The sequence below is a fragment of the Rhizobium sp. 57MFTsu3.2 genome, from assembly GCF_012932765.1.
GTDB classification, from domain to species: Bacteria; Pseudomonadota; Alphaproteobacteria; order Rhizobiales; family Rhizobiaceae; genus Rhizobium; species Rhizobium altiplani.
On sequence record NZ_JDWI01000038.1, the window covers coordinates 1 to 25884 of the forward strand.

Consider the following 25884-nt stretch of genomic DNA (forward strand, 5'->3'; position numbering starts at 1 on the left):
GAGTGCATGTCGGGAAGCACGCAGATGTCGAAGGACGATTTCGATATGTCGATGCCGATAAAGCGGCTAGTATAGGTCATGAGGCGATGTCTCCCTTATACGCGAGCGCGAAGCTCTCTCAACGGTTCGACGAAGCCTCGAAATGCGCAAAGGGTTCTGCTTTTTTACGAACGAAAGTTCAGGCCCGCTAGGACCAACCGCTCTGCGCATCGTCACTGCGGTGTTGCAATCACCTCAATGGCAAACGAGGCCGGTGCATCATAACCGATGCACCGGCCTCGCAATGTATAAGCCCCGCGCATCGACGCGGGGCTTTTGCGTGAGAACTAGTTGGCGATAAACTTGCCGCGGAAGGCGACCTCTGAAAGAGGCTTGCGCTGGCTCGGAACTTCCCGCTCCTGGTTCCGCTCCGAAAGGACGCTCTTATCGGCAAGACGTCCCAACGCGACCCCCGCCTCCACCCGGTAACCCTCGGGAATAGCAAAAGTTTGCTGGATCTCTTCGTGCTTGATGCCGCCCATCCCGTGAGCGTAGAAACCCGAAAGCCGGGCCTGAAGCGCGAGATAACCCCAAGCAGTGCCAGCGTCGAACGAGTGTGTGTAGCTTTTCCTGCCTTCGGAGAAGTCGCCGCTGAAGCCTCTTGAGACGACGTAGATCAGCGCCGAGGCGTTCTTTGCCCACTCTTGATTTGACTCGACGAGGAGACCAACGAACTTGTCCCAGTCCTCAGAACCTTTGAGCGCATAGATGAAGCGCCACGGCTGCTGGTTCGCGGACGACGGTGCCCAATGCGCGGCGTCCAGTATCGTCAGGAGCTCCGATTCATCGATCACTTCGCCGGTGAAAGCACGCGGTGACCAGCGCTCGAGAAACAAGGGGTCGATCGAATATTGGGATTCACGGCTATTGCTCTTTGTCATGGCTCTTCCAAGTGCTGTTCAGGCATTCCAGGTGATGTGGAGTTCTTCGCGGAAAGCAAATCGCTTCAGGTGGTCGGCAACGACATTCTCGTATCGCTCTATCTGGGCCGGGTCAGCGGCCGACAATCTCATATAAAGCGCCGCGTGATCGGCTGAAAACGTGACTTCGGCGGTATCACTGAAGGGTACACGCCCGCTTTTCGCCGTGAATTCCACGGTAAACTTGTGGCTCCAGTGTTTGCAGAGCTGTTGGAGATACTTGCTGGCGTGTTCGGTGGCGACAGTCGAGGTCGAAACAGGCATATCAAGCTCCTTCCTGCCTTCCTTAGGCCCCATCCGATGCGTTTGGCAAGCAACTCCGCCATCTCCGGTGGTGCACAGTCTGTTTCAACAATAGTGGCCTCCCACGCGCGTAAAGGCGCGCTAAGTTCCCCCAAAATCAGCGTCAGAGGAAAAACGCCTTGCTCGTAAACGGAAAATGGACGGAAGATTGGCAGCCGGTTCAGGCGAAGGACGAGAGGGGCGGCTTTGTCCGTCAGATCTCCAGCTTCCGCAATTGGGTCACCCCGGACGGCGCCGTGGGCCCTTCGGGAGAGGGCGGCTTCAAGGCCGAGGCAGGACGCTATCATCTTTACGTGGCCTATATCTGCCCTTGGGCATCGCGGACGCTGATCGGTCGAAAGCTGAAAGGGCTGGAATCGGCCATCTCGGTTTCAGTCGTCGAGCCGGTATTGACGAAGCAGGGCTGGCGGTTCGGCGACTATCCGGGCGCCACGCAGGATCACATTCACGGCGCAACGTATATGCACGAGATCTATACGAGTGCGGCACGCGACTTTACCGGCCGCGCAACCGTGCCCGTGCTTTGGGATAAGCAGTTGCAGACGATCGTCAACAACGAGTCGGCTGATATCCTGCGGATGATGAACGAAGGTTTCGGCGATCTTGCTCGCAATCCGATCGACCTTTATCCGGCAGCGCGTCGCACCGAGATCGACGCCTTCAACGAACGGATCTATCCGAGCCTCAACAATGGCGTCTACCGCGCGGGCTTTGCCACAACGCAGCTTGCCTACGAGGAAGCGTTTGCCGGTGTATTCAAGTGCCTCGACTGGGTGGAAACAGAGCTTGGCGATCGGCCCTTCCTGTTTGCAGACCATCCGACTGAAAGTGACGTTCGTCTTTTTGTCACGCTCGTGCGCTTCGATATCGCTTATCACGGCCTGTTCAAATGCAATTTGCGCCGTCTCTCGGATTACAAGAATCTTCGCCGCTTCTGCCGGCGAATGCTCGATTGGCCCGGTGTCGTCGAGACCGTCAACTTCGACCATATAAAGCGCGGCTACTACTCGATCGAAAGCCTCAACCCCACAAGCATCGTGCCTGCGGGTCCCGATCTAGGCGAAATTTTCTGAAGCAGCGTACCGCTTCGGCAAAAAGCCATAATGACACCGGTGAATATCTCGTTCATAGGTGATCAAAACGTGGATGCTGCTTAGGAGGAAATATTATGAAGCTCATGCGTGTTGGAGAGGTTGGTCGCGAGAAACCGGCCATGCTCGATTCCGATGGCAAGATTCGCGATCTGTCAGCGCACGTCTCGGACATCGGCGGCGAAGCGATTTCGCCCGAGGGCCTGTCGAAACTCAAGGCTCTTGACCCGAAGAGCCTGCCGGAACTCGCCTCGGGTCGCATTGGCGCCTGCGTTGCCGGCACCGGAAAGTTCATCTGCATCGGCCTCAATTTCTCTGATCACGCTGCTGAAACCGGCGCGACTGTTCCGCCGGAGCCCGTGATCTTCATGAAGGCAACATCGGCCATCGTCGGGCCGAACGACAATGTCCTGATCCCGCGTGGCTCCGAAAAGACCGATTGGGAAGTCGAACTCGGCGTCGTCATCGGCAAGACGGCAAAGTACGTCAGCGAAGCCGAAGCGCTTGATTATGTTGCCGGCTACTGTGTTTCCCACGACGTTTCGGAGCGCGCCTTCCAGACGGAACGTGCAGGCCAGTGGACCAAGGGCAAGTCCTGCGACACATTCGGTCCGATCGGACCCTGGCTCGTCACCAAGGACGAGATTGCCGACCCGCAAAATCTTGGCATGTGGCTGAAGGTCAACGGCGAAACCATACAGAACGGCTCGTCGAAAACCATGGTCTATGGTGTCGCTCATGTGGTGTCTTACCTCAGCCAGTTCATGTCGCTGCATCCGGGCGACGTGATCTCGACCGGCACGCCTCCGGGCGTCGGCATGGGCATGAAGCCGCCGCGCTTCCTCAAGGCTGGCGACGTCGTGGAGCTCGGCATTGAAGGCTTGGGTACGCAGAAGCAGACCTTCCTGGCTGATCGATAAGGTCCGTTCTGCGATCATTAAGCATTCGAGCGCACCATCATGCCGGGGGTAAATTCCCCGGCATTTCTTTTTGCGGTGCGGATGGCAATGTTGCTGCGCAACAAAAACCTGTTAATCTGCGTTGAGGTGCCAGCACGTCGTTGGAAAGAATCCGATGCCTTTCAATCGGCGTCGTCTTCCAGGTTAGAGAAAGGTGGCGCATCTCATGTTTTATCAGCTTTATGAATTGAACCATGCCGCATTGGCGCCTTATCGGGCTTTCGCCGATATCATGCGCATGGTCTATGCCAATCCCCTCAATCCGATTTCGCAGACGCCCTGGGGGCGTACGATGGCGGCGAGTCTCGAGATGTTCGAGCGGACGACCCGACGCTACGGCAAACCGGCCGTCGGTCTGCATGACACTGTTGTCGAGGAAGGAAAGGTGGCCGTACGGGAAGAGATCGTCTGGTCGCATCCCTTCTGCAATCTGCTCCATTTCGCGCGCAATGTTCCAAGCAGCCATGCGCCAGACCCGCGCATTCTCATCGTCGCGCCGATGTCGGGCCACTACGCGACACTGCTGCGCGGCACGGTCGAAGCGTTGCTGCCAAGCGCCGACGTTTACATTACCGACTGGATCGATGCGCGCATGGTGCCGATGGCGGAAGGCACCTTCGATTTTGACGACTACATCGACTACGTCATCGAGATGCTTCGCTTCCTGGGCCCGGATACGCATGTGATTGCCGTCTGTCAGCCTTCCGTGCCGGTTTTGGCTGCCGTCGCCCTCATGGAAGCGGAGAACGATCCGTTTTCGCCCTCATCGATGACCCTGATGGGCGGACCGATCGACACGCGCATCAACCCGACAGCCGTCAACCAGCTCGCCAAGGAACGCTCGCTGGAATGGTTCGCGGATAATGTGATCATGAATGTGCCCTGGCCGCAGCCGGGCTTCATGCGTCCGGTCTATCCCGGCTTCCTGCAGTTGTCCGGCTTCATGTCGATGAACCTCGATCGGCACGTGATCGCTCACAAGGAGTTCTTCATGCATCTGGTGAAGAACGATGGCGAGCCGGCCGAAAAGCACCGCGACTTTTATGACGAGTACCTCGCGGTCATGGACTTGACGGCGGAGTTCTACCTTCAGACGGTCGAACAGGTCTTCATCAAGCACGCGCTGCCGAAGGGCGAGCTGCTCCACCGTGGTAAGCTTGTCGATCCCGCCGCCATCCGCAACGTGGCACTTCTCACCGTCGAGGGGGAAAACGACGACATCTCCGGCGTCGGCCAGACAAAGGCTGCCCAGACCATTTGCGTCAACATCCCCGACAACATGCGCATGCACTACCTGCAGCCCGACGTCGGCCACTATGGCGTCTTCAACGGCTCACGCTTCCGCCGGGAGATTGCGCCGCGGATCATCAGCTTCGTGAAGGAACATGCCCGTTCCGGAAAGCCCGTGGTGAAGCGGGTGATCAAGGGCGGAAAATCCGCCTGATTTAGTATATTCTGAATTAGCGATTGTATTTCAAGGCGTTGTCCGATTTGGGCGGGCGCTGCCTTGAAGCGGGCCAGGCGTGTAACCACATCGATTCCAGCGTTCGGTATCTCGCCGGACGCGGAAAATGCGAGGACACCGCACGATGAACCAGTCAGCATTGCTTCGCCCGGATTGGACTCCGGCTACCATTGCCCTGATGATCCTCGGCTTCGTGGTTTTCTGGCCTCTGGGTCTCGCCATGCTCGCCTACATCATCTTTGGGGAGCGTTTGCGCGGTTTCAAGCGCGACGCCAACAGCGCCGCCGATGGATTCTTCGCCGGCTGCCGACGTTCACATGGCCGCTATCGCCCTCATTTCTCGACGGGCAATGTTGCCTTCGATGATTGGCGCAAGGCCGAGCTCGACCGGCTGGAAGAAGAGCGTCGCAAGCTTGATGAAATGCGCGAGGATTTCGACTCCTACATGCGCGAACTACGCCGCGCCAAGGACCAGGAAGAGTTTGACCGCTTCATGCGCGACCGCAAGAACGGCAAGCGCGACGACAATGGTCCGGTAGCAGAATACCAGACTCCGTAATTCCCAGGACCGTTCAGCACCGAAACTTGAACCGGCATCATCGATGCCGGCTTTTCTTTGCCAAGAATTCCAGCGAATCATATAGAAAATGCCCATGTTCCCGCTCCTTGCAAAGCCACGCCGCAGCGTTCGAAAACCGGCTCCGCCGGAAACGCGAACGCTTGACGTCGCCGGACGCCTGATGCCGCTGACGATCAAGCAGCACGAGCGGGCAACCCGCATTACCTTGCGGATCGAGCCTGGTGGTCGGGGCCTGAAGATGACGATCCCGAGCGGATTGGCACAGCGCGAGGTAAACGCCTTCCTCGACCGCCATCAGGGCTGGCTCTTGACCAAGCTTGCCAAATTCACGCCCGACAGTGGTCTTCGTGATGGCGGCACCATTCTCTTTCGGGGCGTATCCCATCGCGTTCACCACACCGGCAGCCTGCGCGGCCTGACAGAAGCCGTCGTCGTTGATGGCAAACCCGTGCTCAAGGTCAGCGGCATGCCCGAGCATCTCGGACGCCGGATTGCCACGTTCCTGAAGAAGGAAGCGCGAGCCGATCTCGAGAGGTTGGCAACGTTCCATGCCCGCTCGATCAATGCGCCGATCAGGTCGATCGCCATGAAGGACACCCGCAGTCGGTGGGGTTCCTGCTCCTCGGAGGGAAACCTGAGCTTTTCGTGGCGCATCGTCATGGCGCCGCCGTCAGTGGTCGACTACCTTGCGGCCCATGAAGTCGCTCATCTCAAGGAAATGAACCACGGGCCACGCTTCTGGGCGCTCTGCAAGAAGCTGTGCCCCCACATGGAAGAGGCGAAGCTCTGGTTGAAGCGGCACGGCAGTCAACTGCATGCCATCGATTTCGACTGAGCGACGCCTCGCAAAAATCAGCTTTTGTCGTGATTTGGCTCGACTCCAAGTGCTTTTCGTGTCACTTCGCTGCCATGAAACCGGATATCAAAATCTGCGGACTGAAGACGCCTGAGGCGATCGATCGCGCCCTCGCGCGCGGTGCAACACATATCGGCTTCATCTTCTTCGAAAAGAGTCCCCGCTACATCGAGCCTGATATCGCCGGCAAGCTAGCGGAGCCGGCCCGCGGCAAGGCCAAGATCGTTGCGGTCGTGGTCAATCCGAGCAACGACGATCTTGATGAAATCGTGGCGCTGCTTCGGCCCGATATCCTGCAGCTACATGGCGACGAGAGCCCGGAGCGCGTTTTGACGATAAAGGCGGTCTACGGTCTGCCGGTCATGAAGGCCTTTTCGGTGCGTACCGCTGATGATTTGAAGCGGGTGGAGGCCTATGTCGGCATTGCCGATCGCTTCCTCTTCGACGCAAAGCCGCCAAAAGGGTCGGATTTGCCGGGTGGCAACGGGGTGTCCTTCGATTGGAGCCTGCTTACCTGGCTTGACGGCAGCGTGGATTACATGCTTTCCGGTGGCCTGAACAAGGGCAATATTGCCGAGGCGCTCGGCATCACCAAGGCGCCGGGGATCGACGTATCTTCGGGGGTCGAAAGCGCGCCCGGCGTCAAGAACGTCGCAATGATCGATGAGTTTTTCGATGCGGTCCAAACGGCTTGTCAGCCCGAAACGACCTCAGGGAGTTGAGAGTGAACCAGACGCCAAAACCGAATTCCTTCCGTTCCGGCCCTGATGAAGACGGCCGTTTCGGCATCTACGGCGGCCGTTTCGTCGCCGAAACGCTGATGCCTTTGATCCTCGACCTGCAGGACGAGTGGAACAAGGCAAAGGACGATCCGGAATTTCAGGCGGAGCTGAAGCAGCTTGGCACCCACTATATCGGTCGCCCAAGCCCGCTCTATTTCGCCGAGCGTCTGACGGCGGAACTCGGTGGCGCGAAGATCTATTTCAAGCGCGAAGAGCTGAACCACACTGGCTCGCACAAGATCAACAACTGCATCGGCCAGATCCTGCTCGCCAAGCGCATGGGCAAGACCCGTATCATCGCGGAAACTGGTGCCGGCCAGCATGGCGTTGCCTCGGCAACGGTTGCCGCCCGCTTCGGTCTCCCCTGTGTCGTTTACATGGGCGCAACCGACGTCGAGCGTCAGGCCCCGAACGTGTTTCGCATGAAGCTGCTTGGTGCCGAGGTAAAGCCGGTGACCGCCGGTCACGGCACGCTCAAGGACGCCATGAACGAGGCATTGCGCGACTGGGTCACGAACGTCGACGACACCTATTACCTGATCGGCACGGCCGCCGGTCCGCATCCCTATCCGGAAATGGTTCGCGACTTCCAGGCCGTCATTGGCACCGAGGCCCGTGAGCAGATTTTGGAAGCCGAAGGTCGGCTGCCGGATCTCGTCATCGCAGCCGTCGGCGGCGGTTCGAACGCGATCGGCATCTTCCATCCGTTCCTTGATGACGAGAGCGTCAAGATGGTTGGCGTCGAAGCCGGCGGCAAGGGCCTCAATGGTGACGAGCACTGCGCCTCGATCACGGCGGGTTCGCCCGGCGTTCTCCACGGCAACCGGACCTACCTTCTGCAGGATGGCGACGGCCAGATCAAGGAAGGCCATTCGATTTCCGCTGGTCTTGACTATCCCGGCATCGGCCCCGAGCATTCCTACCTGAACGACATCGGTCGCGTCGAATATGTGCCGATCATGGACCATGAGGCGCTCGAAGCCTTTCAGACGCTGACCCGCCTCGAAGGCATCATTCCGGCGCTGGAGCCGTCGCACGCGCTGGCCGAAGTCATCAAGCGCGCGCCGAAGATGGGCAAGGACGAGATCATTCTGATGAATCTCTCCGGCCGCGGCGACAAGGACATCTTCACTGTCGGCAAGATTCTGGGAATGGGTGAGTAAGCATGACCGCACGTATGGACAAACGCTTCGCCGATCTTAAGGCGGAAGGCCGGCCGGCACTCGTCACCTATTTCATGGGAGGCGACCCCGACTACGAAACCTCGCTCGGCATCATGAAGGCTCTGCCGGAAGCGGGTTCCGATGTTATTGAACTCGGCATGCCGTTCTCCGATCCGATGGCCGATGGTCCGGCGATCCAGATGGCTGGCCAGCGCGCTCTGAAGGGCGGCCAGACGCTGAAGAAGACGCTGCAGCTTGCCAGCGATTTCCGCAAGACGGACGATGCGACGCCGATCGTAATGATGGGCTATTACAACCCGATCTATGTCTACGGCGTGGAGAAGTTCCTCGACGACGCGCTGGCAGCCGGCATCGATGGCCTCATCGTCGTCGACCTTCCACCCGAGATGGATGACGAACTCTGCATCCCTGCGATCAAGAAGGGGATCAACTTCATTCGCCTGGCGACGCCGACGACCGACGAAAAGCGCCTGCCGACCGTTCTTCGGAACACGTCCGGCTTCGTCTATTATGTTTCGATGACGGGTATCACTGGCTCTGCTCTGCCGGATCCGTCTCTGGTCTCGGGCGCCGTCAAGCGCATCAAGCAGCACACCAACCTGCCTGTTTGCGTCGGCTTCGGCGTCAAGACCGCCGACCATGCAAAGGTCATTGGCAGCTCGGCCGATGGCGTGGTTGTCGGCACAGCAATTGTCAATCAGGTGGCAACGAGCCTCACCAAGGATGGGAAGGCGACAGCCGATACCGTCCAGGCCGTCGCCACCCTCGTTCGTGGACTGTCAACGGGTACACGTTCGGCGCGCCTTGTTGCTGCCGAATAATTTCCCCACATTGGCAAGAGTCAATCAGGAGTTTTCGACTTGAACTGGATCACCAACTACGTCCGCCCCCGCATCAATTCCATGCTGGGCCGCCGCGAAGTGCCGGAGAACCTCTGGATCAAGTGCCCGGAAACGGGTGAGATGGTCTTCCATAAGGATCTGGAAGACAACAAGTGGGTCATTCCGGCCTCCGGTTATCACATGAAGATGCCGGCAAAGGCTCGCCTTGCCGACCTTTTCGACGATGGCCTCTATGAGGCTCTGCCGCAGCCAAAGGTCGCCCAGGATCCGCTGAAATTTCGTGATTCCAAGAAATACACGGACCGTCTGAAGGACAGCCGCATCAAGACCGAGCAGGAAGACACCATTCTCGCTGGCGTCGGCAAGATGCGCGGCCTGAAGATCGTCGCGGTCGTTCATGAGTTCAACTTCATGGGCGGTTCGCTCGGCATTGCCGCGGGCGAGGCGATCGTCAAGGCGTTCGAACGCGCCATTGCGGAGAAGTGCCCGCTGGTCATGTTCCCGGCATCTGGTGGTGCCCGCATGCAGGAAGGTATCCTGTCGCTGATGCAGCTGCCACGGACGACCGTGGCGGTAGACATGCTGAAGGAAGCAGGACTGCCTTACATCGTCGTGCTGACCAATCCGACCACTGGCGGTGTTACCGCGTCCTACGCGATGCTCGGTGACCTGCATCTGGCCGAACCCGGGGCTGAAATCTGCTTCGCCGGGAAGCGCGTTATCGAGCAGACGATCCGCGAGAAGCTTCCGGAAGGCTTCCAGACCTCCGAGTATCTGCTGGAACACGGCATGGTGGACATGGTGGTCAAGCGCCACGATATTCCGGATACGCTCGCGCGCGTCTTGAAGATCCTGACGAAGAAGCCGGTTGCGAACCTATCCAAGGAAAACAGCGGGACGCTTGCTATCGCTGCAAGCGCCTGACAGAACCCATCACAGGCGGGGTGAGCGATGATACCCAGGGGCCAAGCCGTAGTGAGTGAAGCAGCACAGGAAATCGACAAGCTCTTGGGCCTGCATCCCAAGGGCTTCGATCTATCACTGGATCGCATTACCCGACTGCTTTCCGTCCTCGGGGATCCGCAGAAGAAATTGCCGCCTGTCATTCATGTGGCGGGCACGAACGGCAAGGGGTCCGTGACGGCGTTTTGCCGGGCTTTGCTGGAAGCCGGTGGCTACAGCGCGCATGTCCATACCTCTCCGCATCTCGTCAACTGGCACGAACGCTATCGGATCGGCGCCAAGGGCGGTCGCGGGCAATTGGTGGACGATGCGGTCTTCGCCGAGGCGGTGCGGCGCGTGGCGGCCGCCAATGACGGGCAGAAGATCACCGTTTTCGAGATCCTCACCGCAGTCACTTTCATTCTGTTCTCAGAGCATCGGGCCGATGCCGCGATCATCGAGGTTGGTCTCGGCGGTCGTTTCGACGCGACGAACGTCATCTCCGACCCGGCCGTTTCGGTCATCATGCCGATTTCCTTGGATCATCAGCCTTACCTCGGCGATCGCGTCGAACTGATCGCGGCAGAAAAAGCCGGTATCATGAAGCGCGGGCACCCTGTTGTGATCGGCAAGCAGGAATATGATGCCGCGCTCGACGTGCTGATGTCTACCGCCGAACGGCTGAACTGCCCGACCGCAGTCTTCGGCCAGGACTACATGGCGCATGAGGAATATGGGCGTCTCGTCTATCAGGACGAGTTCGGTCTCGCCGACCTGCCATTGCCCCGCCTTCCCGGCCGCCACCAATATGCCAATGCCGCCGCTGCGATCCGCGCCGTCAAGGCCGCCGGCTTTGCGGTCACCGAAACGATGATGGAAAAGGCGCTGCTGTCGGTCGAGTGGCCGGGCCGTCTCCAGCGTCTGAACGACGGCAATCTGATGGCCAGTGCTCCGGCTAAAGCGGAGATCTGGGTCGATGGCGGCCACAACCCCGGCGCCGGTGAAGTTATCGCCGAGGCCATGGCGAATTTCGAGGAAAAGCAGCCGCGCCCGCTCTTCCTGATCATCGGCATGATCAACACCAAGGATCCGGTTGGCTACTTCAAGGCTTTCAAGGGATTGGCCGAGAAGGTCTATTGCGTGCCGATCCGCGGCAGCGACGCGATGATCGATCCGGTGATCCTTGCAAACGCCGCCTATGATGCCGGCCTCGTCGCGGAACCGATGTCGACGGTCAGCGATGCGTTGGAGGCGATCAAGGAGGGCGCCTTTGAACAGGACCACCCACCGCGCATCCTGATCGGCGGCTCTCTCTATCTCGTCGGCGATGTGCTTGCCGACAACGGGACGCCCCCGAAATGAAAAAAGCCCGGTCGAATGCCGGGCTTTTTCCTATCTGCTTATGGATAAATTAAGCGGCGCTCGAGATCCAGCTCGAAAGAGCGGTCTTCGGGGCAGCGCCAACTTTGATGTCAGCAACTTCGCCGGCCTTGAACATGGCGAGCGTCGGAATGGAACGGACGCCAAACTGGGCGGCGAGTTCCGGGTTTTCATCGATATTGAGCTTGGCGACCTTCACCTTGCCCTGAAACTCGACAGCGAGTTCTTCGAGGCTGGGGGCGATCATCTTGCACGGGCCGCACCATTCAGCCCAGAAATCGACGACGACGGGTTCTGCGGATTCCAGAACTTCCGACTGGAAGTTGTTGATATCGACTTTTACGGTAGCCATAGGCTGCTCCTTTACGGATTCCTGTTGAAATACATGTGAGCGTGCGGTGCGGGAATTTCAATGCCCGTATTTCACTTTGTCTCGAGTTGCGCAAGCGCCGACGCCAATGCATCCGGCGTCAGAATGTGAACCGAAGCATTTTCAGTGTAGACAAGGACGCAATCGACGCGCTTGCCGGGATAGAGCGGCGCCAGGATCTCGCGATAAATCGTAAGCTGCGCCTTGTGTGCAAATGGGATGGCCTCTGCCGTCTGCGGCGGGACGCGATTGGTCTTGTAGTCCAGCACGACGACGCGATCGTCGAAGACCGCCATTCTGTCCACACGGCCGGAAACGGCATAGTCCTGGCCGGCGATCGTCAGCGTCCCCATGACGGAGACCTCAGCCTGTGCATGAGTCGAGAAGACGGCTTCGAGGTCGGCTGCGCCCAATAGCTTCAGGACCGAGTCGACCAATTGCCGCCGCTCTGCTTCGGGCCAGAATGGCGCCGCACGCTTGGCGTATCGTGATGCTGCATCTGGCTGATCGCCGCGCGGCACATCCGGCAGCACCTGCAACATGCGGTGGAGGAGCCGCCCTTTTTGCAGCGAGCGATCCGGCTTTCCCGTTTCCGTGAAAAGCGGGGAGGCGACGAGGAGGTCATCGGCGCCATCGTCGATGATCGTTCCGACGCCGGATGGGCTGAGCGGGCGCGGCAATTGCCTGCGCGGTGGCAGTGGCCTGTCGAGGCCAGGCGGGACCGTCTGTTGTCTGGCGGTCTCCGCGCTGCGTTCAAGGCGCTCGAACCTTCTCTCTATCCGTGGTACGCGCCATTCGATGCCAGCCCATGTCCCGTCAGGCCCAGAAAATGTCGCAGCAGATACATGCGGATGGCTGTCGGTCATCGCAGCGGAAATCATGGCATGCCAGGTATCGGTGTTGGGACGAATGCCCCTGTAGCCGCAAACGGTAAGGCGATCGGCGGCCCGGGTCATCGCAACATAGAGCAGCCGGCGATATTCCTGTTCCGCCAGCGATTGGATGCGCGTCGCGTCGGCCTGGGTCAGCGAGTTGCTGAGATCGCCGATCGGAACCCATGCCGGCATGGGCGGCTCGCCGCTCCCCTGTTCAAGCAGCCGCAGCTTCGGCATGTGCGAATGGGTGAAGGCCTTCGAGCCGCCGTCGACGAGGAACACGATCGGTGCCTCTAAGCCCTTTGAGGCGTGGACTGTCATGATCCGGACTTCATTCCGGCCTTTGTCCTGCTCACGCTTCACCTCCGGTGCTTCGATTTCAAGCGTCGAAATGAAGGATTGCAGGCCGGGCAGGCCCGAGCTTTCGTGATCAAGCGCGAATGTCAGGAATTCATCGAGAATATCGCTGACCTCGGTTCCGAGCCGGGCAAGGAATTGTCGTCGGCCGCCGTGGCATCCGAGAACACGAGCATAGAAATCGTGAACCGACAGCGTCTCGGATTCGTCCAGGAAGAGCCTGAGGCGAGAGACGGCTGTTTCAAAGCGCGCATTTCCATCAGCGGCGAACTTCTGCACGTGAGCCCAGGCACTCTCGCCCTCCGTACGCAGGGCGGCAATTGCGAAGACGTCGTCTTCGCTCAGATCGAGAAGCGGGCTCTTCATCAGCGCTGCCAAGGAGAGGTCGTCCTCGGGCAACAGTAGAAAGCGGCCGAGCGCCACGAGGTCCTGCACGGCAATGTGGCTCGTCAGGCGCAGGCGGTCGGCGCCTGCAACCGGTATGTCGCCGCGTCGCTTCAAGGCGCGTGTCAGCGCGTTGACGAAGGCGTCGCGCTTGCGCACGAGGACGAGGATATCGCCGGCCTCGATCAGTCGCTCCTTGCCCTTCTCGACGATCGCTTCCTTGCCCACCAGATTGCCGATCGCATGAGCAATGCGACGGGCGAGAACGGATGCTGGGGCGCTCTCCGGCGTGGCGTCAAAGGGTGCGGTCCAATCTTCTTCCTTGATCGTCGCTTCAGGCGCGACCATCTCCCAGAGATCGACTGCGCCCGGGTGGCCTATGCGGTTAGAACGGTGCACCACCGGCTCGCCTGCCGCACTTAACCCGCGGGCATTTTCAGCCGGTGTGAAGATGTGGTCCACTGCGGCAAGGACATCCGAGGTCGATCGGAATGAGAGCGGCAGCCGCACCGTTGAGAAGGCGTGCCCGCTCTGCGAGACGCGCCGACGCGTCCGCTGGCTTTCTTCTGAAAAGCGTTCGGGCCGAGCGCCCTGGAAAGAATAGATCGATTGCTTTTCGTCGCCGACGGCAAAAAGGGTACGCACCACATTGCGGGCGCTCTCGCCGGAAAAGAAATCCTCGGCCAGCGACTGGATCACGCTCCACTGGATTGGACTTGTATCCTGTGCCTCGTCGACAAGGATATGGTCGATCCCTTGGTCGAGCTTGTAGTGGATCCAGGGGCCAACGTCGCTTTTGTGCAAGAGTTCGGAAGTCCGCGTTATCAGATCCTCGAAATCGAGTTGGCTGCGCTGCTTCTTGAGGTCGTCGTAGTCTTTGTTGAGGCGGTCGGCGAGGATCAGCGCTGCGCGTGTTGCCTCGTACATGCGGGCCGTTTTCAACCGATCCCGACACAATACCACGTGCGCTCGGGCCGTTGCCACGGCATCGATGAGCTCCGGTGCTTCAGTCAGCATGGCCTTCACGAAAAACTGCGAATCCGCCTTTGGTTCAGCCTTTACGGTAAGGAAGATTTTCTCCAGCACCGACGCCCGGCGCGCGGGGTCTCGTTCGCGCGCTGCCGACCGCAAGCCGGCTGCGATATCGTGCGCCTTTGCCCCGCCTTTCTGATCCGCAAGGTCTAGGTACCGGTCGAGCACCCCGCCGCGCAGACCAGGAAGCGGCCAATACGACTCGGCGATCCCGGTCGCAGTATCGTCTTCAGAGAGGTGAAGCTTCGTGCGCAGTACCGCATCGAGGCCACCCTTCCGCTCCGCATCCTGCGTGAAAGTGCGGATCGCAGTGCGGTTCGCGATGATTTCTTCAAGAAGGTTTTCGAGGCCTGGCTCATCGCCGAGATTGAGCACGTAAGCAAAGGCGTCCGCGAGCGCCGGATCGTCCTCCGGTGTAGTGGCCGTAAGCAGCGATCGCCGTGCATCCGAAAGAAGCGTCGCGGCAGCCCGATCGTCGAGCACGGAAAAGTGGCCGGCGACGTTAGCTTCTAACGGAAACTGGTGCAGCAAAGCTTCGCAAAACGCGTGAATGGTCTGGATCTTCAGCCCGCCCGGCGTTTCCAGTGCTTTTGCAAAGAGGCGCCTCGCCTCCGCAAGCTTCACCCTATCCGGCGCCTTGCCTTCGATCCGCGTGATGCGTTCTTCAAGTTCCGTGTCCGGCAGAACCGCCCACTCGGCAAGCCGCTCGAAAACGCGGTTCGACATTTCGGAGGCTGCCGCCTTCGTATAGGTCAGGCAGAGGATTGCTGACGGACGTGCTCCGGCCAGCAGGAGCCGGATAACACGCTGCGTCAGGACGTGCGTTTTTCCGGAGCCGGCATTGGCGGAAACCCAGGCTGAGCGTTGCGGATCGGATGCGATCGATTGCTGGATGGTCGTCCAACTCGTCCAGGCAACGGGATCATCGCCCTCAGGCAGCGTTGCGTCGTCATTCATCGCCGGTTTCCTCGTCGCTCTCTGCGGCAGACCATTCGGAAACGCGCGCCAGATGATCGTAATCACCACCGAAATCGAACTGCTGTGCCGGCACAAGCCGCGAGGTGAAGCCCTTTTCGCCTGACTGCAGGAGCGAGACGAACTTTATGAGTTGGTCGATCGAGTCGGTGGCCAGGTCCATGGCCGACTTTGCCTTGTCGGTTCTGGTCGAAGTCTCGTTGTTGACGGTGTCGACCTTAAAGCGATTGCCCGGCCGCAGGCGCACGTAGAGTAGATCTTGTGGAACAAGACTGCCAGCATCTCGGAAGGCGCCGGCGTGAAGCGCGGCGGCCTCCAGTGCCAGCTGGGGATCAAGAAGCGCGCGTGCCTGAGGGGCGGAGGGATTGTATCCGGTCTTGTAGTCGATGATGTCGGCGGTACCGCTGCCGGTGATGTCGATCCGGTCGGCGACGCCGCTCAGGCGGACATTGATCGCCTCCAACTCCACCCCGCCACGCACCTCGGTCAATGTTCTTCGAATGCCTGGCTGTCGCTGCGCCTCCCACTCGAGAAACGCGCGGGCAACTTCACGGAAACGCGGGCGCCAGACTGCATCGATATGTGCAGGAAGTTGCTCCGTATCGAAGAGTTCGTTCAGAATGTTCTCCATCGCCGTTTCAGCTGCCGGCGTTCCGGCAACGTGACCTTCACGGACGAAGCGGTCGATGATCTTGTGATAGAGCGTTCCTCGCTCCGCGGCGCCAGGGTCTCGATTGAACGGTGCTACCGGGTCAAGGCGCAGAACGCGGCGTGCATAGATTGCATAGGGGTCGCGACGAAGGCGCCCGACCTCGCTGAAAGAGTAGGACTTAGGCTGAATCTCCAGCGGCGGTATTGGACTTGGACGTTGCGCGGGCGCTTGGCTGTCGCCTTGGTCGATGAGGTTCGCCCAATGCACAAAATTGTCTCCGCGGGCCTTGAGCTGTGCCTCGAACTCGTGCCCGCCGAATGCGAGCAGCCGCTGCAACCAGCGCGACGCGACGGTTGGCGTCGAACCTTGTCGAAGGGCTCGCGAATAGATGAGATGGCGCGTGCCATTGGCCATTTCGAAATCGTGCGACAGCTGGCCGATGCGCCGTTCTGGAGGTTCCAGCCCGATCTCGGTCTTCATTGTCCGAGAAACGAAGGGGTTATTGGATGTTTGACCCGGCCATGAGCCTTCGTTCAGGCCGCCCAGGATCAATGTGTCTACGTTCTGCAGGCGCGCTTCTAGCGTGCCGAAGATGAAAATTCTCGGATGGCTTAGCGCCCGTGGCTTTACAGCCTGGCCAGCCAATAGCGCAGTGACGATGTCGATCCACTGCGGGCCATCCGCGTCGATCTGCCCTTCGGTTTCGATCACTTCGCCGAGCATCGACGCCAGGGTGTCGCCCGCTTCGCCGGACCAGAGACCAGCAAGATCGCCGCGCGCGTCGCGGGTTACCGCCTCCAATACGCGCCCGGTTCGCTCCCCCCAATCGGCGAGCCCAAAGCTGGCCGTTAGCCCCGGCTCTTCGGGAAGGCGCCGAACAAGCGCCGACGCTAGCGGTTCGGTCGCTTCGGCAACCCGTCGGGCAAGAGCACGCGCGTGGTCAATCGCATCGGCGGGAAGGGATTTTCGCCACTGCGGCGCGTGACGATCCAACGCCTGCTCAGACAGCTGCTGCTCAAGAAGCGGTTCCAACGCTGAGATGTCGACGTCGGCCACACCACCACGCAGTGCCAGCAGCTCCAGAGCTGCTACCGCTGCCACGTGCGCGCCACGCTCCAGCCCAAAATGCGCCAGGGGATGCTTCAGCAATCCGACGATAGCGACGGGATCGCCAGGGCGAAGGGTTGCTTCCAGCAGCAGTTGCAACAGCGTTCCCTGTGGGGTGGCGGAAAGCGGCGTGCCTGCGGAATCGTCCGCAACGATGCCGAAACGCGATAGTTCCGTCGTCACGCGGCGGGCTAGGTTTCGATCCGGTGTGATCAATGCCGCCCGGCTCTCGCCGTCATTGCCGGGCGCGCGCTCGAGCGCCAAGCGGAGGGCGATTGCAATTGCAGTGGCTTCCTCGCGCTCATTGCCCGCCTCGATCAGCGAGACATCTGCAAATGCCGCTGAGATCGTAGCGTCGGATAGTTTCGCCTTCCATGTGCCCCAGTCGCTGGTTGCTTCGGCAGGGGAGAGCGCATGTGAGAGGATTTCGCTACGCTGTCGCAATTCCTCGGGCGGCGCGGCAAGCTGCACCACATCCTGCCGCGTCAATTTCAGTCGCTTTAGCAACTGCGCGAGGCCGTATTGCGAGTGGCTGCGGCTCGCCGGGTCGGCGGGCTGATCTATCCGAATGTCGGGCGCCACCATTCGCCAATGCTCATCCGGCATGCCGAGGTCGAGCCCCGGCAGAACGATGACGCCTTCCGGAAGGTTGGCGACCGCTGCGATAAGGTCGGCCGTCGCCGGCACAGAGCCTGTCGATCCTGCAATGATGATGGGTCCCATCGGCCGGGCTGTCGCCAGGCGATTTGCTTCGGCACGAAGAATTGCGTTGCGGTGTTTTGCGGGCGATGATTTGCCGAGCTCATTCAGCCGCTCCGGCCAGAAGGCGCTGGCAATCTGCAGGAACTCGGCCGTCAGTTGCCACCAAAGCGCATAGTCTTTCGCATTCAGGCGAGACAGTTCGTTCCAATCCCGATCCTCGGTCTCGATGGCGTCGATCAATTCCGCAAGATTGCGCGCAAGCCAAATGGCGTCGGCGGGGCTTGCGGGCGCGACGAGCGGCGAATCGGAATGGATGCTGCGCACAATCTCCGGCAGCTTGTTTCGCCAGGCGAGGATAAGGCGCGCGAGTTCCAGCAGGCGGGCGGTGTTGGATAACGGCTGAGCAAGATCCAGGGTCGCGGGCAGGGCTTCGTCGAAATAGCCGCTATCGTCGTCGGTCTCGCCGAGCGGTCGGATAACCGGGAGGATTGCGGATCGTCCGCCGAGGAGATCGACGAACTCCGAGCGGAGCACGCGTGCTGCGCGCCTCGTTGGCAGATAGATCGTGGTTTTCGAAAGCGATAGGGGATCGCCGGGATCATACCGGAAATGCGGTGTCAGTCGGCCGTCACAAAGGCTTTCGGCAAGGCTCTTCAGGAAGGGAAGCCCTGCGGGGATGCTCAAGACCCTCGGCCGGTGATGCTCGGCCATCCGTCATGCAAACGTCCGGTATCGCCGGATCGTTTCCTCCGCTTCACCAATCGCTTCCGGCGTGCCGACAGTAAGCCAGTGTCCTTCGAGTACGGTACCGTAGAGCCGGCCGCGAGCTATCGCCTTGTCAAAATAGAGATTGAGGTTGAATGGATCGGCTGGCGCGTCATCGAGAAACGACGTGTCCATTGCAATGGCGCCGGCATAGACAATTGGGCAGGGACCCGAGTCGAAGAAACGCGTCAACCGGCCATCCCGCGCCATGTTGAAGTCGTTCTTTCCGTTGTGCCCGGTCGTGTCTTCCAGTTTCACGCAAAGCATAGCCATGTCCATCTCTTCCGGTCGGAAGAATCCGGCTAAGCGTGTCAGGTTGCTGGGAACGCCGCGGCGTTCTCCGATCCAGAAGAGGTCGGCATTCGTGACAAAAACCTTGCCGGGATTAAGCAGCTTCAAGCCCTTCGCAAGGCCGCCGCCGTTGTTCAACAGCTTCTCACGTTCGTCGGAGATGATGATCTCGAGGTCTTTGTATGAAGCCAGGTGCGCCAGCATCTGATCGGCGTGGTGATGAATATTGACCACGACCCTTTCGACACCGGCTTCCGCAAGCGAATCGAGCGCGTAATCGATCATCGCCTTGCCGTCGATCTTCACGAGCGGCTTCGGGATGGTGTCGGTGATCGGCCGCATGCGGGTTCCAAGACCTGCAGCGAGAACCATGGCTTGCTTGATGCTCATCTGATCCGAGAAATTATGATTCGCTTGGTACTATTCCAGCCCTTACGCACCAGTCGCGCAAGGGGGCAAGCGTTTCATGTTCCAGCGCAACGGAAAGATAGGACAGGGTGCGCGGCATATGCCTCATATAGCCAGGTTTTCCGTCTCGTTGCATCAAGCGAACCCAGAGGCCGGCAAGCTTGCAATTGCGTTGTGCAGACATGATTGCCCAACTCTTCAGGAAACGAGCCTCATCGAAGCCACCCTCTGTTCTGCGCAGAGATAGATAGTCGTCCATCAATTGCCGGAACAGATCGGGCGGGACCGTGACGCGCGCATCCTGCACGATTGAAGCGAGATCGTAGGCTGTGGGGCCGATCATCGCGTCCTGGAAATCAATCAGTCCGACGCGCGCTATCCCACGCTCGTTGTCGCGCCAGATAATGTTCGGCGAGTGGAAATCGCGGAGGAGAAGGCTTTTTTCGGAGGCTTCAAGTTCGTCGATCAGCCTGTCCCAGATCGCGAGGTATTCATCGCGCTCGGCGCCACTGGCGGCGGTACGGCCACGCTTCCAGGGCAAATGCCAATCGAGAACGAGACGTACCTCCATCTTCATCGCCGTCCGATCGAAGTCGGGGATGTGGTGGACGTGGCTGTCGGTGACGCGAATGTCCTGCGGGATCGTCAGCGAGTGCAGATGCGCCAGGCAGGCAACGCTCGCCCGGTAGCGGTCGGCGATGGGCTGACCTTGCAAATCCAGGACGCCGTCGGTGCCAAGGTCCTCCAGAAGCAGGATGCCTTGGTCGTAGTCGACCTGGTAGATCTCCGGTGCAGCAAAACCCTCCTGTCGGAGCACATTGGCAATGGCAACGAAAGGATAGGCATTCTCGGCGATATGCGCGACCTTCGGATATGGCTTGCCATCCAGGACCGGCGGCCCTTCCGGCAACGGTGGCCAATCCATCAGCACGCGTCGATTCCCATCACCGGCATAGACTGCCTCGTAGGCTCGAAGCGAGGCATCGCCTGTCAGAAAACGACGCTTCGCATTGGTGTATCCCGCTGTATCGATGAAATCACGTATGGCCAGGACGCGTCGGATCCGGGCAGCCTGTTTTTCCGGGGCCGCAATGGTCACCCTTCGACCCAGGCCCTCGTGCTCCAGCTTGAGCGCAATGCGGTCTGCCGGCAGCTCGTCGCTTGCCATCTCAGGCCACTCGACGAGGCAGATGCCGTCCTGGAGTGCTTCGTCGAAGCCGAGTTCGGTGAGTTCGGCCGGATCGCCGAGACGGTACAGGTCGAAATGCGCGACCGGTATGCGCAGGTCGTAGGCTTGCACCAGGGTGAAGGTGGGGCTTGGCACGTCGAGTTCGTCATCATCCGCCATCGCACGCAGGAATGCGCGCGCGAGCGACGATTTCCCGGCCCCGAGGTCGCCCGAAAGGGCAAGGCAGTCGCCGCGTTTCAGCGCCAACGCCAGGTCCTCTCCAAAGCGGATTGTTTCCGCCTCATCCTTCAGGAAGAGAGAAATGACAGGAGTGCCCGACATCATTCGGCTGCGACGGACGTCGGAAGATCGACCGAAGGAATCCGGCAGGTCACGATCGTGCCCTTGCCCGGCTGGCTGTCAATGGTGACCGTCCCATGGTGAAGGCTGACAAAGCTGTCGACGATCGACAGCCCAAGTCCCGCGCCGCCCCTCTTGCCGCTCTTAGCGCCGGTCGCGAATCGATCAAACACATTGGCGATCATATCCTGCGAAATACCAGGACCGCGATCGCTGACGGAGAAGACGAAATCCATCCCTTCACGCCGGCATTCGAGCGAGATTGACGAACCCTCCGGAGAGAAATTGGCTGCGTTGGAGAGCAGCTTGACGAGGATCTGCTTCAGTCTTTGCGGGTCAGCGACGATCGAGCCCAGATGCGCCGGAGCGGTAATCTCCAGCGTCACGCCGCTTTCCTGCAGCCTGTCGGCAATCTGCATCGATACGTCGTCGAGCAGGTCGCCAAGATCAATCGACGAGTAGCTCAGCCGCATGATTCCGGCGTCGACCGTGGCAAGATCGAGGATGTCGTTGACCAGCGTCAGCAGCACCGAAGAAGAGGTCGAGATGTGATCGATATATTCAGCCTGCCGGTCGTTCAGCGGTCCGAGTCCCGGCGTGCGCAGCAGGTCGGTAAAACCAATAATGTTGGTCAGCGGCGAGCGCAGCTCATACGAGACATGCTGGACGAAGTCGTTCTTAAGCTCGTCTGCCTTGCGCAGTGCTTCGTTCTTTTCCGTCAGGGCGCGCTCAGCACGGACGCTGTCGGTCATGTTGACGAAGGTCAGCATCGTCTGCGCATTCGGCAGCGGGATGACAGCATAGTCGAGCACGAGACCCGAGAACAGCTCGAGCGTTCCCTGGCTGGAGCGGCGCTCGTCGTCGAAGCTGGTGATCAGCTCAGCGAAGGTCCTCCATCCGTCCGGACGGTCATATGATTGAGAGCACGCCTCGCCAAGGGCGCGGATATGCGTGCCGGGCTTGGCCTCCGCTTCCGTGATTCCCCAGAGCGCACGGAAGGCGGGATTGGAAAGGCGCATGCGCCCATCAGGTCCAAAGACGGCAACGCCTTCCGAAAGGTGGTCAATCGTCTCGCCCTGCACCTTGAGAAGCGTGTTGTAGCGCGTCTCGAGGTCGACCTGCTCGGTGAGGTTTTCGAATACCCAGGTGGCACCGCCTTGCGGATGCGCTGTCGCGAATACGCGGAGCGTCTGGCCGTTCGGCAGGTGCCACAAATCCGATTGGGTATCAATCGCTCGATAGACAGAGAGCGCGGTTTCCTTCCAGGATTTCCAGTTCAGTTGGTCCGGCAGCTTCTTCGCGGCGCGCAGGCGCTCCAGCAATTCCGCATTGTCGGGCCGGCTCTCGAGGAAAGCGATATCAAGCTCCCAGAGCGAGACGAAGGCCTGATTGTAAAACTGCAGCCGTCGGTCGCCGTCGAAAATTGCAACGGGCGTTGCGAGATGGTCGAGTGTTTCGGCGTGGCTTTTCAGGGTCCGCTCAAGCTCGGCGCGAACAGTCTCGATGCCGGAAACGTCGACGGCAATGCCGGCGGAGCCGCTTGGGACCTTCACATCGACAACGTCGAAGAAGGTGCGGTTGCCGCGCACCACGGTCGAGATCTTGTCGTGGAATGGTGACTCGGCCGTCGCCGTGGCACGGATGCGCTCGCGGGCAACGGTGGTCAGGAACTCGCGGCCCTCGTTGACCGCCTGATCTGGCGTGGGCGCCTCGACCGCGTCGCCGTAAGCGTGATTGACCCAGGTCAGCCGACCTTCGGTGTCACGCTGCCATGCCGGAAGATCGATTGCGTCGAGCATGCTTTGAAACGCCGAGATCGAGGACAACAGTCTGTCCCGCTCGATCTTAAGCTCAGCAAGCTCGGCGCGAAGATTGTTCAGCGCTACAAAACGGACGAATGCGCGGCCTCCGGAAACCCGGCCTTGCGCTTCCAGGATCTCCTCCCGGTGAGTTTCAACGACCATGTCGAAGCTATGGGCTGCCCCGCGCAGACGGTCGATCGCGCGCTCGAGCTCAGATGCGGAGCGCGACTTCAGCCACAGGCCGAAGGCGAGGAATTCGTTGTCCTGCGGCGCGCCGGTTTCGGGAGGCAGCTGACCGATAAGCTCAGGGCGCTCGTTGCCATCCCAGATCACGATCCGGCGATTCTTGTCTGCAATCAGTGCCTGATATTGCGAGATGCGCTGCTGCGCATCGGAGAGTGCCGAGCGGATCTCCCGGCTTTCGCTTTCCATATTCCCACGCTGCCGCACGACCCAAAGGGTGGAAAGCAGCGCGGCGGAGATCACGCCGATGACGACGGAAAGGCCGACAACCTGCGACGAGGTGAAAAGATGCGCGGATGTGACAGCCTCGGCTTCGACCTGCGCTAGAACCGGCTGCGCAATCGATGTCATTGCAGTGCCGGCCGCAAAAATCCGCGCCACATGAGCCAATAGTCCCGGCTTCTCGGCGACGGCCCTTGAAGTGCCGGCAGGTTTCCGTTCGCCCGAACGGAGCGGGCAGGGGTCAGCGTGAACGCCATCCTCTGCCTGTTCGACCAGGCTGTGCATCATTTCCGACATGCGCGGTATGTCTCCGTCCCTTAATGTGCCGCCATCACGACAAGACATCCCATTTTCGAAGCAAACGGACACGTCCGTGGCCACGAATCGAGTGTTAAAACAATACTTCGGAAGGGAATCTGCGGGAAGATGTGTGCCAAAAAATAAGGGCGACGCATTTGTCAATGCGACGCCCTCTAGATGTTGTGGATATTGATCTCGTGATTAATATCGGTAGTGGTCGGCCTTGAATGGGCCCTGTGGCTTCACGCCGATGTAGGAGGCCTGTTCTTCCGAAAGCTGCGTCAGCTTCACGCCAAGCTTGTCGAGATGAAGGCGTGCAACCTTCTCATCGAGATGCTTCGGCAGGATGTAGACCTGGTTCTGGTACTGGCCGGGCTTGGTGAAAAGCTCGATCTGGGCCAGCGTCTGGTTGGTGAAGGACGCGGACATGACGAAGGACGGATGGCCGGTGGCGTTGCCGAGGTTGAGCAGGCGACCTTCAGACAGAAGGATGATGCGGTTGCCCTTCGGGAACTCGATGAGGTCGACCTGCGGCTTGATGTTGGTCCACTTGAGGTTACGCAGTGCCGCAACTTCGATTTCGTTGTCGAAGTGGCCGATGTTGCCGACGATTGCCATGTCCTTCATCTGACGCATGTGGTCGATGCGGATGACGTCCTTGTTGCCGGTCGTGGTGATGAAGATGTCTGCCGAAGACACCACGTCTTCGAGAGTGACGACTTCGAAACCGTCCATGGCAGCCTGCAGCGCGCAGATCGGATCCACTTCCGTGACCTTGACGCGGGCGCCAGCGCCTTGGAGCGAAGCAGCCGAGCCCTTGCCGACGTCGCCGTAGCCGCAGACGACGGCGACCTTGCCTGCCATCATCACGTCGGTGCCGCGGCGGATGCCATCGACTAGCGATTCCTTGCAGCCGTACTTGTTGTCGAACTTCGACTTGGTGACCGAGTCGTTGACGTTGATCGCCGGGAAGGGCAGGAGGCCCTTCTGGCTCAACTGATACAGACGGTTCACGCCGGTCGTGGTTTCTTCGGTTACGCCCTTGATCGCATCGCGCTGCTTGGTGAACCAGCCCGGCGAAGCGGCAAGACGCTTCTTGATCTGTGCGAAAAGGATTTCTTCTTCTTCGGAATGCGGCTTGGAGAGCACGTCCTCGCCGGCTTCGGCGCGGGCGCCGAGAAGGATGTACATGGTGGCGTCGCCGCCGTCATCGAGGATCATGTTGGAGAGGCCGCCATCGGCCCACTGGAAGATCTTGTCAGTGTAGACCCAGTAGTCTTCCAGCGACTCGCCCTTGATGGCGAAAACCGGAACGCCGGCAGCAGCGATTGCGGCTGCGGCATGATCCTGCGTCGAGAAGATGTTGCACGAAGCCCAGCGAACTTCGGCGCCGAGCGCGACCAACGTCTCGATGAGAACGGCCGTCTGGATCGTCATGTGCAGCGAGCCGGTGATGCGCGCGCCCTTCAGCGGCTTTGCTTCGCCGAATTCGGCGCGGCAGGCCATCAGGCCCGGCATCTCGGTTTCTGCGATCGTGATTTCCTTGCGGCCGAAGTCCGCGAGGCCGATGTCGGCGACGACATAATCTTTTTCAGTGCTCATTGGGTTCTCCAGGCTGAAAAGCGGCTCAAAATTCGAAGGCGCAAGCGTATGTGCGCCAGAAAGCATCCACGCGGCATGCGCGGCTAGGATGGCCGTTTAGCAGGCTTCTATGACGAAGGCAATAATGATATAAAGAAGTCTTTATATGTTTATATGAGCTGCAAGCGGCTCAAATTTCCTCGCCGAACCGGTTCTGGATCAGTTCGTCGAGAGCATCAAGCGCCTGTGCGGCCTGATTGCCGCTGGCGGAGACTAGGACGCTGGAACCGGGGCTCGCGGCCAGCATCATCAATCCCATGATCGATGTCCCGCCGACCGTCATTCCGTCTTTCGATACGGTGATCGCGGCATCGAAATTCTCGACCAGCTGTACGAACTTTGCCGAAGCGCGTGCGTGCAGTCCGCGCTTGTTGATGATCAGAATTTCTCGGGAGAGTGCCGTCATGGGCGCAATGTGCTCACTATTTGCCGCTGAGGACGCGGCTGGCGACGTTGATGTATTTCCGTCCGGCTTCGGACGCTTCGACAAGTGCCTTTTCCATATTGTTCTCGCCGCGTACCCCGGCAAGTTTGATCAGCATCGGCAGATTCATGCCAGCGATGACTTCGGTGTGGCCACTGCTCATGACGGATATTGCCAGGTTGGAGGGGGTGCCCCCGAACATGTCGGTGAGGATGACGACTCCGTGGCCGTCGTCGGCGCGTGACACTGCTTCCAGGATGTCTTGTCGCCTTTGATCCATGTCGTCTTCGGGACCGATACAGACCGTTTCGATGAATTTCTGAGGACCGACGACATGTTCGACCGCATGACGAAACTCTTCAGCCAGCTTGCCATGAGTGACAAGCACAAGTCCGATCATGATATTACTGCTCCTAGTGGCGTATGCAAACGGTGGCCCCAATATCGCAATGCAGCAATCGCG

At 59.8% G+C, this 25884-nt stretch carries 22 protein-coding genes; 11 read left to right on the forward strand and 11 right to left on the reverse strand.

All coding sequences use genetic code 11. From position 1 onward, the window contains the following. Positions 1 to 191: hypothetical protein (locus tag AF71_RS31380; RefSeq protein ID WP_210258411.1), on the forward strand; the 191-nt coding region annotated here is incomplete at its 5' end. 135 nt (positions 192 to 326) lie between these two features. Here the strand turns inward: AF71_RS31380 and AF71_RS27640 are convergent. Both AF71_RS27640 and AF71_RS27645 read right to left on the reverse strand, forming a co-directional pair. Then, positions 327 to 920: a nitroreductase family protein gene (locus tag AF71_RS27640; RefSeq protein WP_062373739.1), complete on the reverse strand. Its 594-nt coding sequence runs from the start codon at positions 918 to 920 to the stop codon at positions 327 to 329. A gap of 18 nt (positions 921 to 938) precedes the next feature. Continuing rightward, positions 939 to 1223: a DUF2218 domain-containing protein gene (locus tag AF71_RS27645; RefSeq protein ID WP_026372082.1), complete on the reverse strand. Its 285-nt coding sequence runs from the start codon at positions 1221 to 1223 to the stop codon at positions 939 to 941. A 158-nt stretch (positions 1224 to 1381) separates the two neighbouring features. Here AF71_RS27645 and AF71_RS27650 point away from each other — a divergent pair, with 158 nt between their 5' ends. The 10 genes from AF71_RS27650 (at position 1382) to AF71_RS27695 (ending at position 11325) form a co-directional block, all read left to right on the forward strand. Beyond that, on the forward strand, positions 1382 to 2335 hold the full coding sequence (locus AF71_RS27650) for a glutathione S-transferase family protein (protein ID WP_113469652.1): 954 nt from the start codon (positions 1382 to 1384) through the stop codon (positions 2333 to 2335). A gap of 95 nt (positions 2336 to 2430) precedes the next feature. Beyond that, a complete protein-coding gene (locus AF71_RS27655; protein WP_169683909.1) occupies positions 2431 to 3273 on the forward strand; it encodes a fumarylacetoacetate hydrolase family protein in 843 nt (280 codons plus the stop codon). Positions 3274 to 3478: 205 nt separating this feature from the next. After that, on the forward strand, positions 3479 to 4756 hold the full coding sequence (locus AF71_RS27660; RefSeq protein ID WP_169683910.1) for a polyhydroxyalkanoate depolymerase: 1278 nt from the start codon (positions 3479 to 3481) through the stop codon (positions 4754 to 4756). A gap of 145 nt (positions 4757 to 4901) precedes the next feature. Further along, entirely contained in the window at positions 4902 to 5336 is a 435-nt protein-coding gene (locus AF71_RS27665; protein WP_018859415.1) for a DUF2852 domain-containing protein, read from the forward strand. Positions 5337 to 5430: 94 nt separating this feature from the next. Continuing rightward, positions 5431 to 6192: a M48 family metallopeptidase gene (locus tag AF71_RS27670; RefSeq protein WP_018859416.1), complete on the forward strand. Its 762-nt coding sequence runs from the start codon at positions 5431 to 5433 to the stop codon at positions 6190 to 6192. A 74-nt stretch (positions 6193 to 6266) separates the two neighbouring features. After that, complete coding sequence (locus AF71_RS27675) at positions 6267 to 6935, forward strand: phosphoribosylanthranilate isomerase (RefSeq protein ID WP_112825374.1); 669 nt, start codon at positions 6267 to 6269, stop codon at positions 6933 to 6935. A 2-nt stretch (positions 6936 to 6937) separates the two neighbouring features. Continuing rightward, entirely contained in the window at positions 6938 to 8158 is a 1221-nt protein-coding gene (gene trpB / locus AF71_RS27680; protein WP_018859418.1) for a tryptophan synthase subunit beta, read from the forward strand. Positions 8159 to 8160: 2 nt separating this feature from the next. Continuing rightward, positions 8161 to 9000 (forward strand): tryptophan synthase subunit alpha, encoded by an 840-nt coding sequence (gene trpA, locus AF71_RS27685; RefSeq protein ID WP_026372083.1) that lies wholly within the window; start codon positions 8161 to 8163, stop codon positions 8998 to 9000. Positions 9001 to 9039: 39 nt separating this feature from the next. Beyond that, a complete protein-coding gene (accD, locus tag AF71_RS27690) occupies positions 9040 to 9945 on the forward strand; it encodes an acetyl-CoA carboxylase, carboxyltransferase subunit beta (protein WP_169683911.1) in 906 nt (301 codons plus the stop codon). A gap of 27 nt (positions 9946 to 9972) precedes the next feature. Next, positions 9973 to 11325 (forward strand): folylpolyglutamate synthase/dihydrofolate synthase family protein, encoded by a 1353-nt coding sequence (locus tag AF71_RS27695; protein ID WP_169683912.1) that lies wholly within the window; start codon positions 9973 to 9975, stop codon positions 11323 to 11325. Positions 11326 to 11374: 49 nt separating this feature from the next. Here AF71_RS27695 and trxA read toward each other — a convergent pair whose 3' ends face one another. From trxA to AF71_RS27740, 9 genes are all read right to left on the reverse strand, one after another. Then, a complete protein-coding gene (trxA, locus tag AF71_RS27700) occupies positions 11375 to 11695 on the reverse strand; it encodes a thioredoxin (RefSeq protein ID WP_007528746.1) in 321 nt (106 codons plus the stop codon). Between the two features lie 71 nt (positions 11696 to 11766). After that, a complete protein-coding gene (addA, locus tag AF71_RS27705) occupies positions 11767 to 15318 on the reverse strand; it encodes a double-strand break repair helicase AddA (RefSeq protein WP_169683913.1) in 3552 nt (1183 codons plus the stop codon). After that, positions 15311 to 18508, reverse strand: a complete 3198-nt coding sequence (gene addB / locus AF71_RS27710; protein WP_018859423.1) for a double-strand break repair protein AddB — start codon at positions 18506 to 18508, stop codon at positions 15311 to 15313. The genes addA and addB overlap by 8 nt, the downstream gene beginning before the upstream one ends. Positions 18509 to 18511: 3 nt before the next feature. Then, a complete protein-coding gene (locus tag AF71_RS27715) occupies positions 18512 to 19243 on the reverse strand; it encodes a nucleotidyltransferase family protein (protein WP_018859424.1) in 732 nt (243 codons plus the stop codon). Between the two features lie 13 nt (positions 19244 to 19256). Then, positions 19257 to 20771, reverse strand: a complete 1515-nt coding sequence (locus AF71_RS27720) for a bifunctional tRNA (adenosine(37)-N6)-threonylcarbamoyltransferase complex ATPase subunit type 1 TsaE/phosphotransferase (protein ID WP_018859425.1) — start codon at positions 20769 to 20771, stop codon at positions 19257 to 19259. Beyond that, positions 20771 to 23353, reverse strand: a complete 2583-nt coding sequence (locus AF71_RS27725) for a PAS domain-containing sensor histidine kinase (RefSeq protein ID WP_018859426.1) — start codon at positions 23351 to 23353, stop codon at positions 20771 to 20773. The genes AF71_RS27720 and AF71_RS27725 overlap by 1 nt, the downstream gene beginning before the upstream one ends. A gap of 204 nt (positions 23354 to 23557) precedes the next feature. Continuing rightward, entirely contained in the window at positions 23558 to 24958 is a 1401-nt protein-coding gene (ahcY, locus tag AF71_RS27730) for an adenosylhomocysteinase (protein ID WP_018859427.1), read from the reverse strand. Between the two features lie 169 nt (positions 24959 to 25127). Continuing rightward, the gene (locus AF71_RS27735) at positions 25128 to 25403 is read right to left on the reverse strand and encodes an HPr family phosphocarrier protein (RefSeq protein ID WP_018859428.1); all 276 of its coding nucleotides are present in this window, start codon (positions 25401 to 25403) and stop codon (positions 25128 to 25130) included. Positions 25404 to 25419: 16 nt separating this feature from the next. Next, positions 25420 to 25821: a PTS sugar transporter subunit IIA gene (locus AF71_RS27740; RefSeq protein WP_007528763.1), complete on the reverse strand. Its 402-nt coding sequence runs from the start codon at positions 25819 to 25821 to the stop codon at positions 25420 to 25422. Positions 25822 to 25884 lie beyond the last annotated feature (63 nt).

Coding starts and splice junctions, on each gene's coding strand:
- AF71_RS27640 (WP_062373739.1), bottom strand. CDS start 920: ATGACAAAGAGCAATAGCCGTGAATCCCAATATTCGATCGACCCCTTG.
- AF71_RS27645 (WP_026372082.1), bottom strand. CDS start 1,223: ATGCCTGTTTCGACCTCGACTGTCGCCACCGAACACGCCAGCAAGTAT.
- AF71_RS27655 (WP_169683909.1), top strand. CDS start 2,431: ATGAAGCTCATGCGTGTTGGAGAGGTTGGTCGCGAGAAACCGGCCATG.
- AF71_RS27660 (WP_169683910.1), top strand. CDS start 3,479: ATGTTTTATCAGCTTTATGAATTGAACCATGCCGCATTGGCGCCTTAT.
- AF71_RS27665 (WP_018859415.1), top strand. CDS start 4,902: ATGAACCAGTCAGCATTGCTTCGCCCGGATTGGACTCCGGCTACCATT.
- AF71_RS27670 (WP_018859416.1), top strand. CDS start 5,431: ATGTTCCCGCTCCTTGCAAAGCCACGCCGCAGCGTTCGAAAACCGGCT.
- AF71_RS27675 (WP_112825374.1), top strand. CDS start 6,267: ATGAAACCGGATATCAAAATCTGCGGACTGAAGACGCCTGAGGCGATC.
- trpA (WP_026372083.1), top strand. CDS start 8,161: ATGACCGCACGTATGGACAAACGCTTCGCCGATCTTAAGGCGGAAGGC.
- AF71_RS27695 (WP_169683912.1), top strand. CDS start 9,973: ATGATACCCAGGGGCCAAGCCGTAGTGAGTGAAGCAGCACAGGAAATC.
- trxA (WP_007528746.1), bottom strand. CDS start 11,695: ATGGCTACCGTAAAAGTCGATATCAACAACTTCCAGTCGGAAGTTCTG.
- addA (WP_169683913.1), bottom strand. CDS start 15,318: ATGAATGACGACGCAACGCTGCCTGAGGGCGATGATCCCGTTGCCTGG.
- addB (WP_018859423.1), bottom strand. CDS start 18,508: ATGGCCGAGCATCACCGGCCGAGGGTCTTGAGCATCCCCGCAGGGCTT.
- AF71_RS27715 (WP_018859424.1), bottom strand. CDS start 19,243: ATGAGCATCAAGCAAGCCATGGTTCTCGCTGCAGGTCTTGGAACCCGC.
- AF71_RS27720 (WP_018859425.1), bottom strand. CDS start 20,771: ATGTCGGGCACTCCTGTCATTTCTCTCTTCCTGAAGGATGAGGCGGAA.
- AF71_RS27725 (WP_018859426.1), bottom strand. CDS start 23,353: ATGTCGGAAATGATGCACAGCCTGGTCGAACAGGCAGAGGATGGCGTT.
- ahcY (WP_018859427.1), bottom strand. CDS start 24,958: ATGAGCACTGAAAAAGATTATGTCGTCGCCGACATCGGCCTCGCGGAC.
- AF71_RS27735 (WP_018859428.1), bottom strand. CDS start 25,403: ATGACGGCACTCTCCCGAGAAATTCTGATCATCAACAAGCGCGGACTG.
- AF71_RS27740 (WP_007528763.1), bottom strand. CDS start 25,821: ATGATCGGACTTGTGCTTGTCACTCATGGCAAGCTGGCTGAAGAGTTT.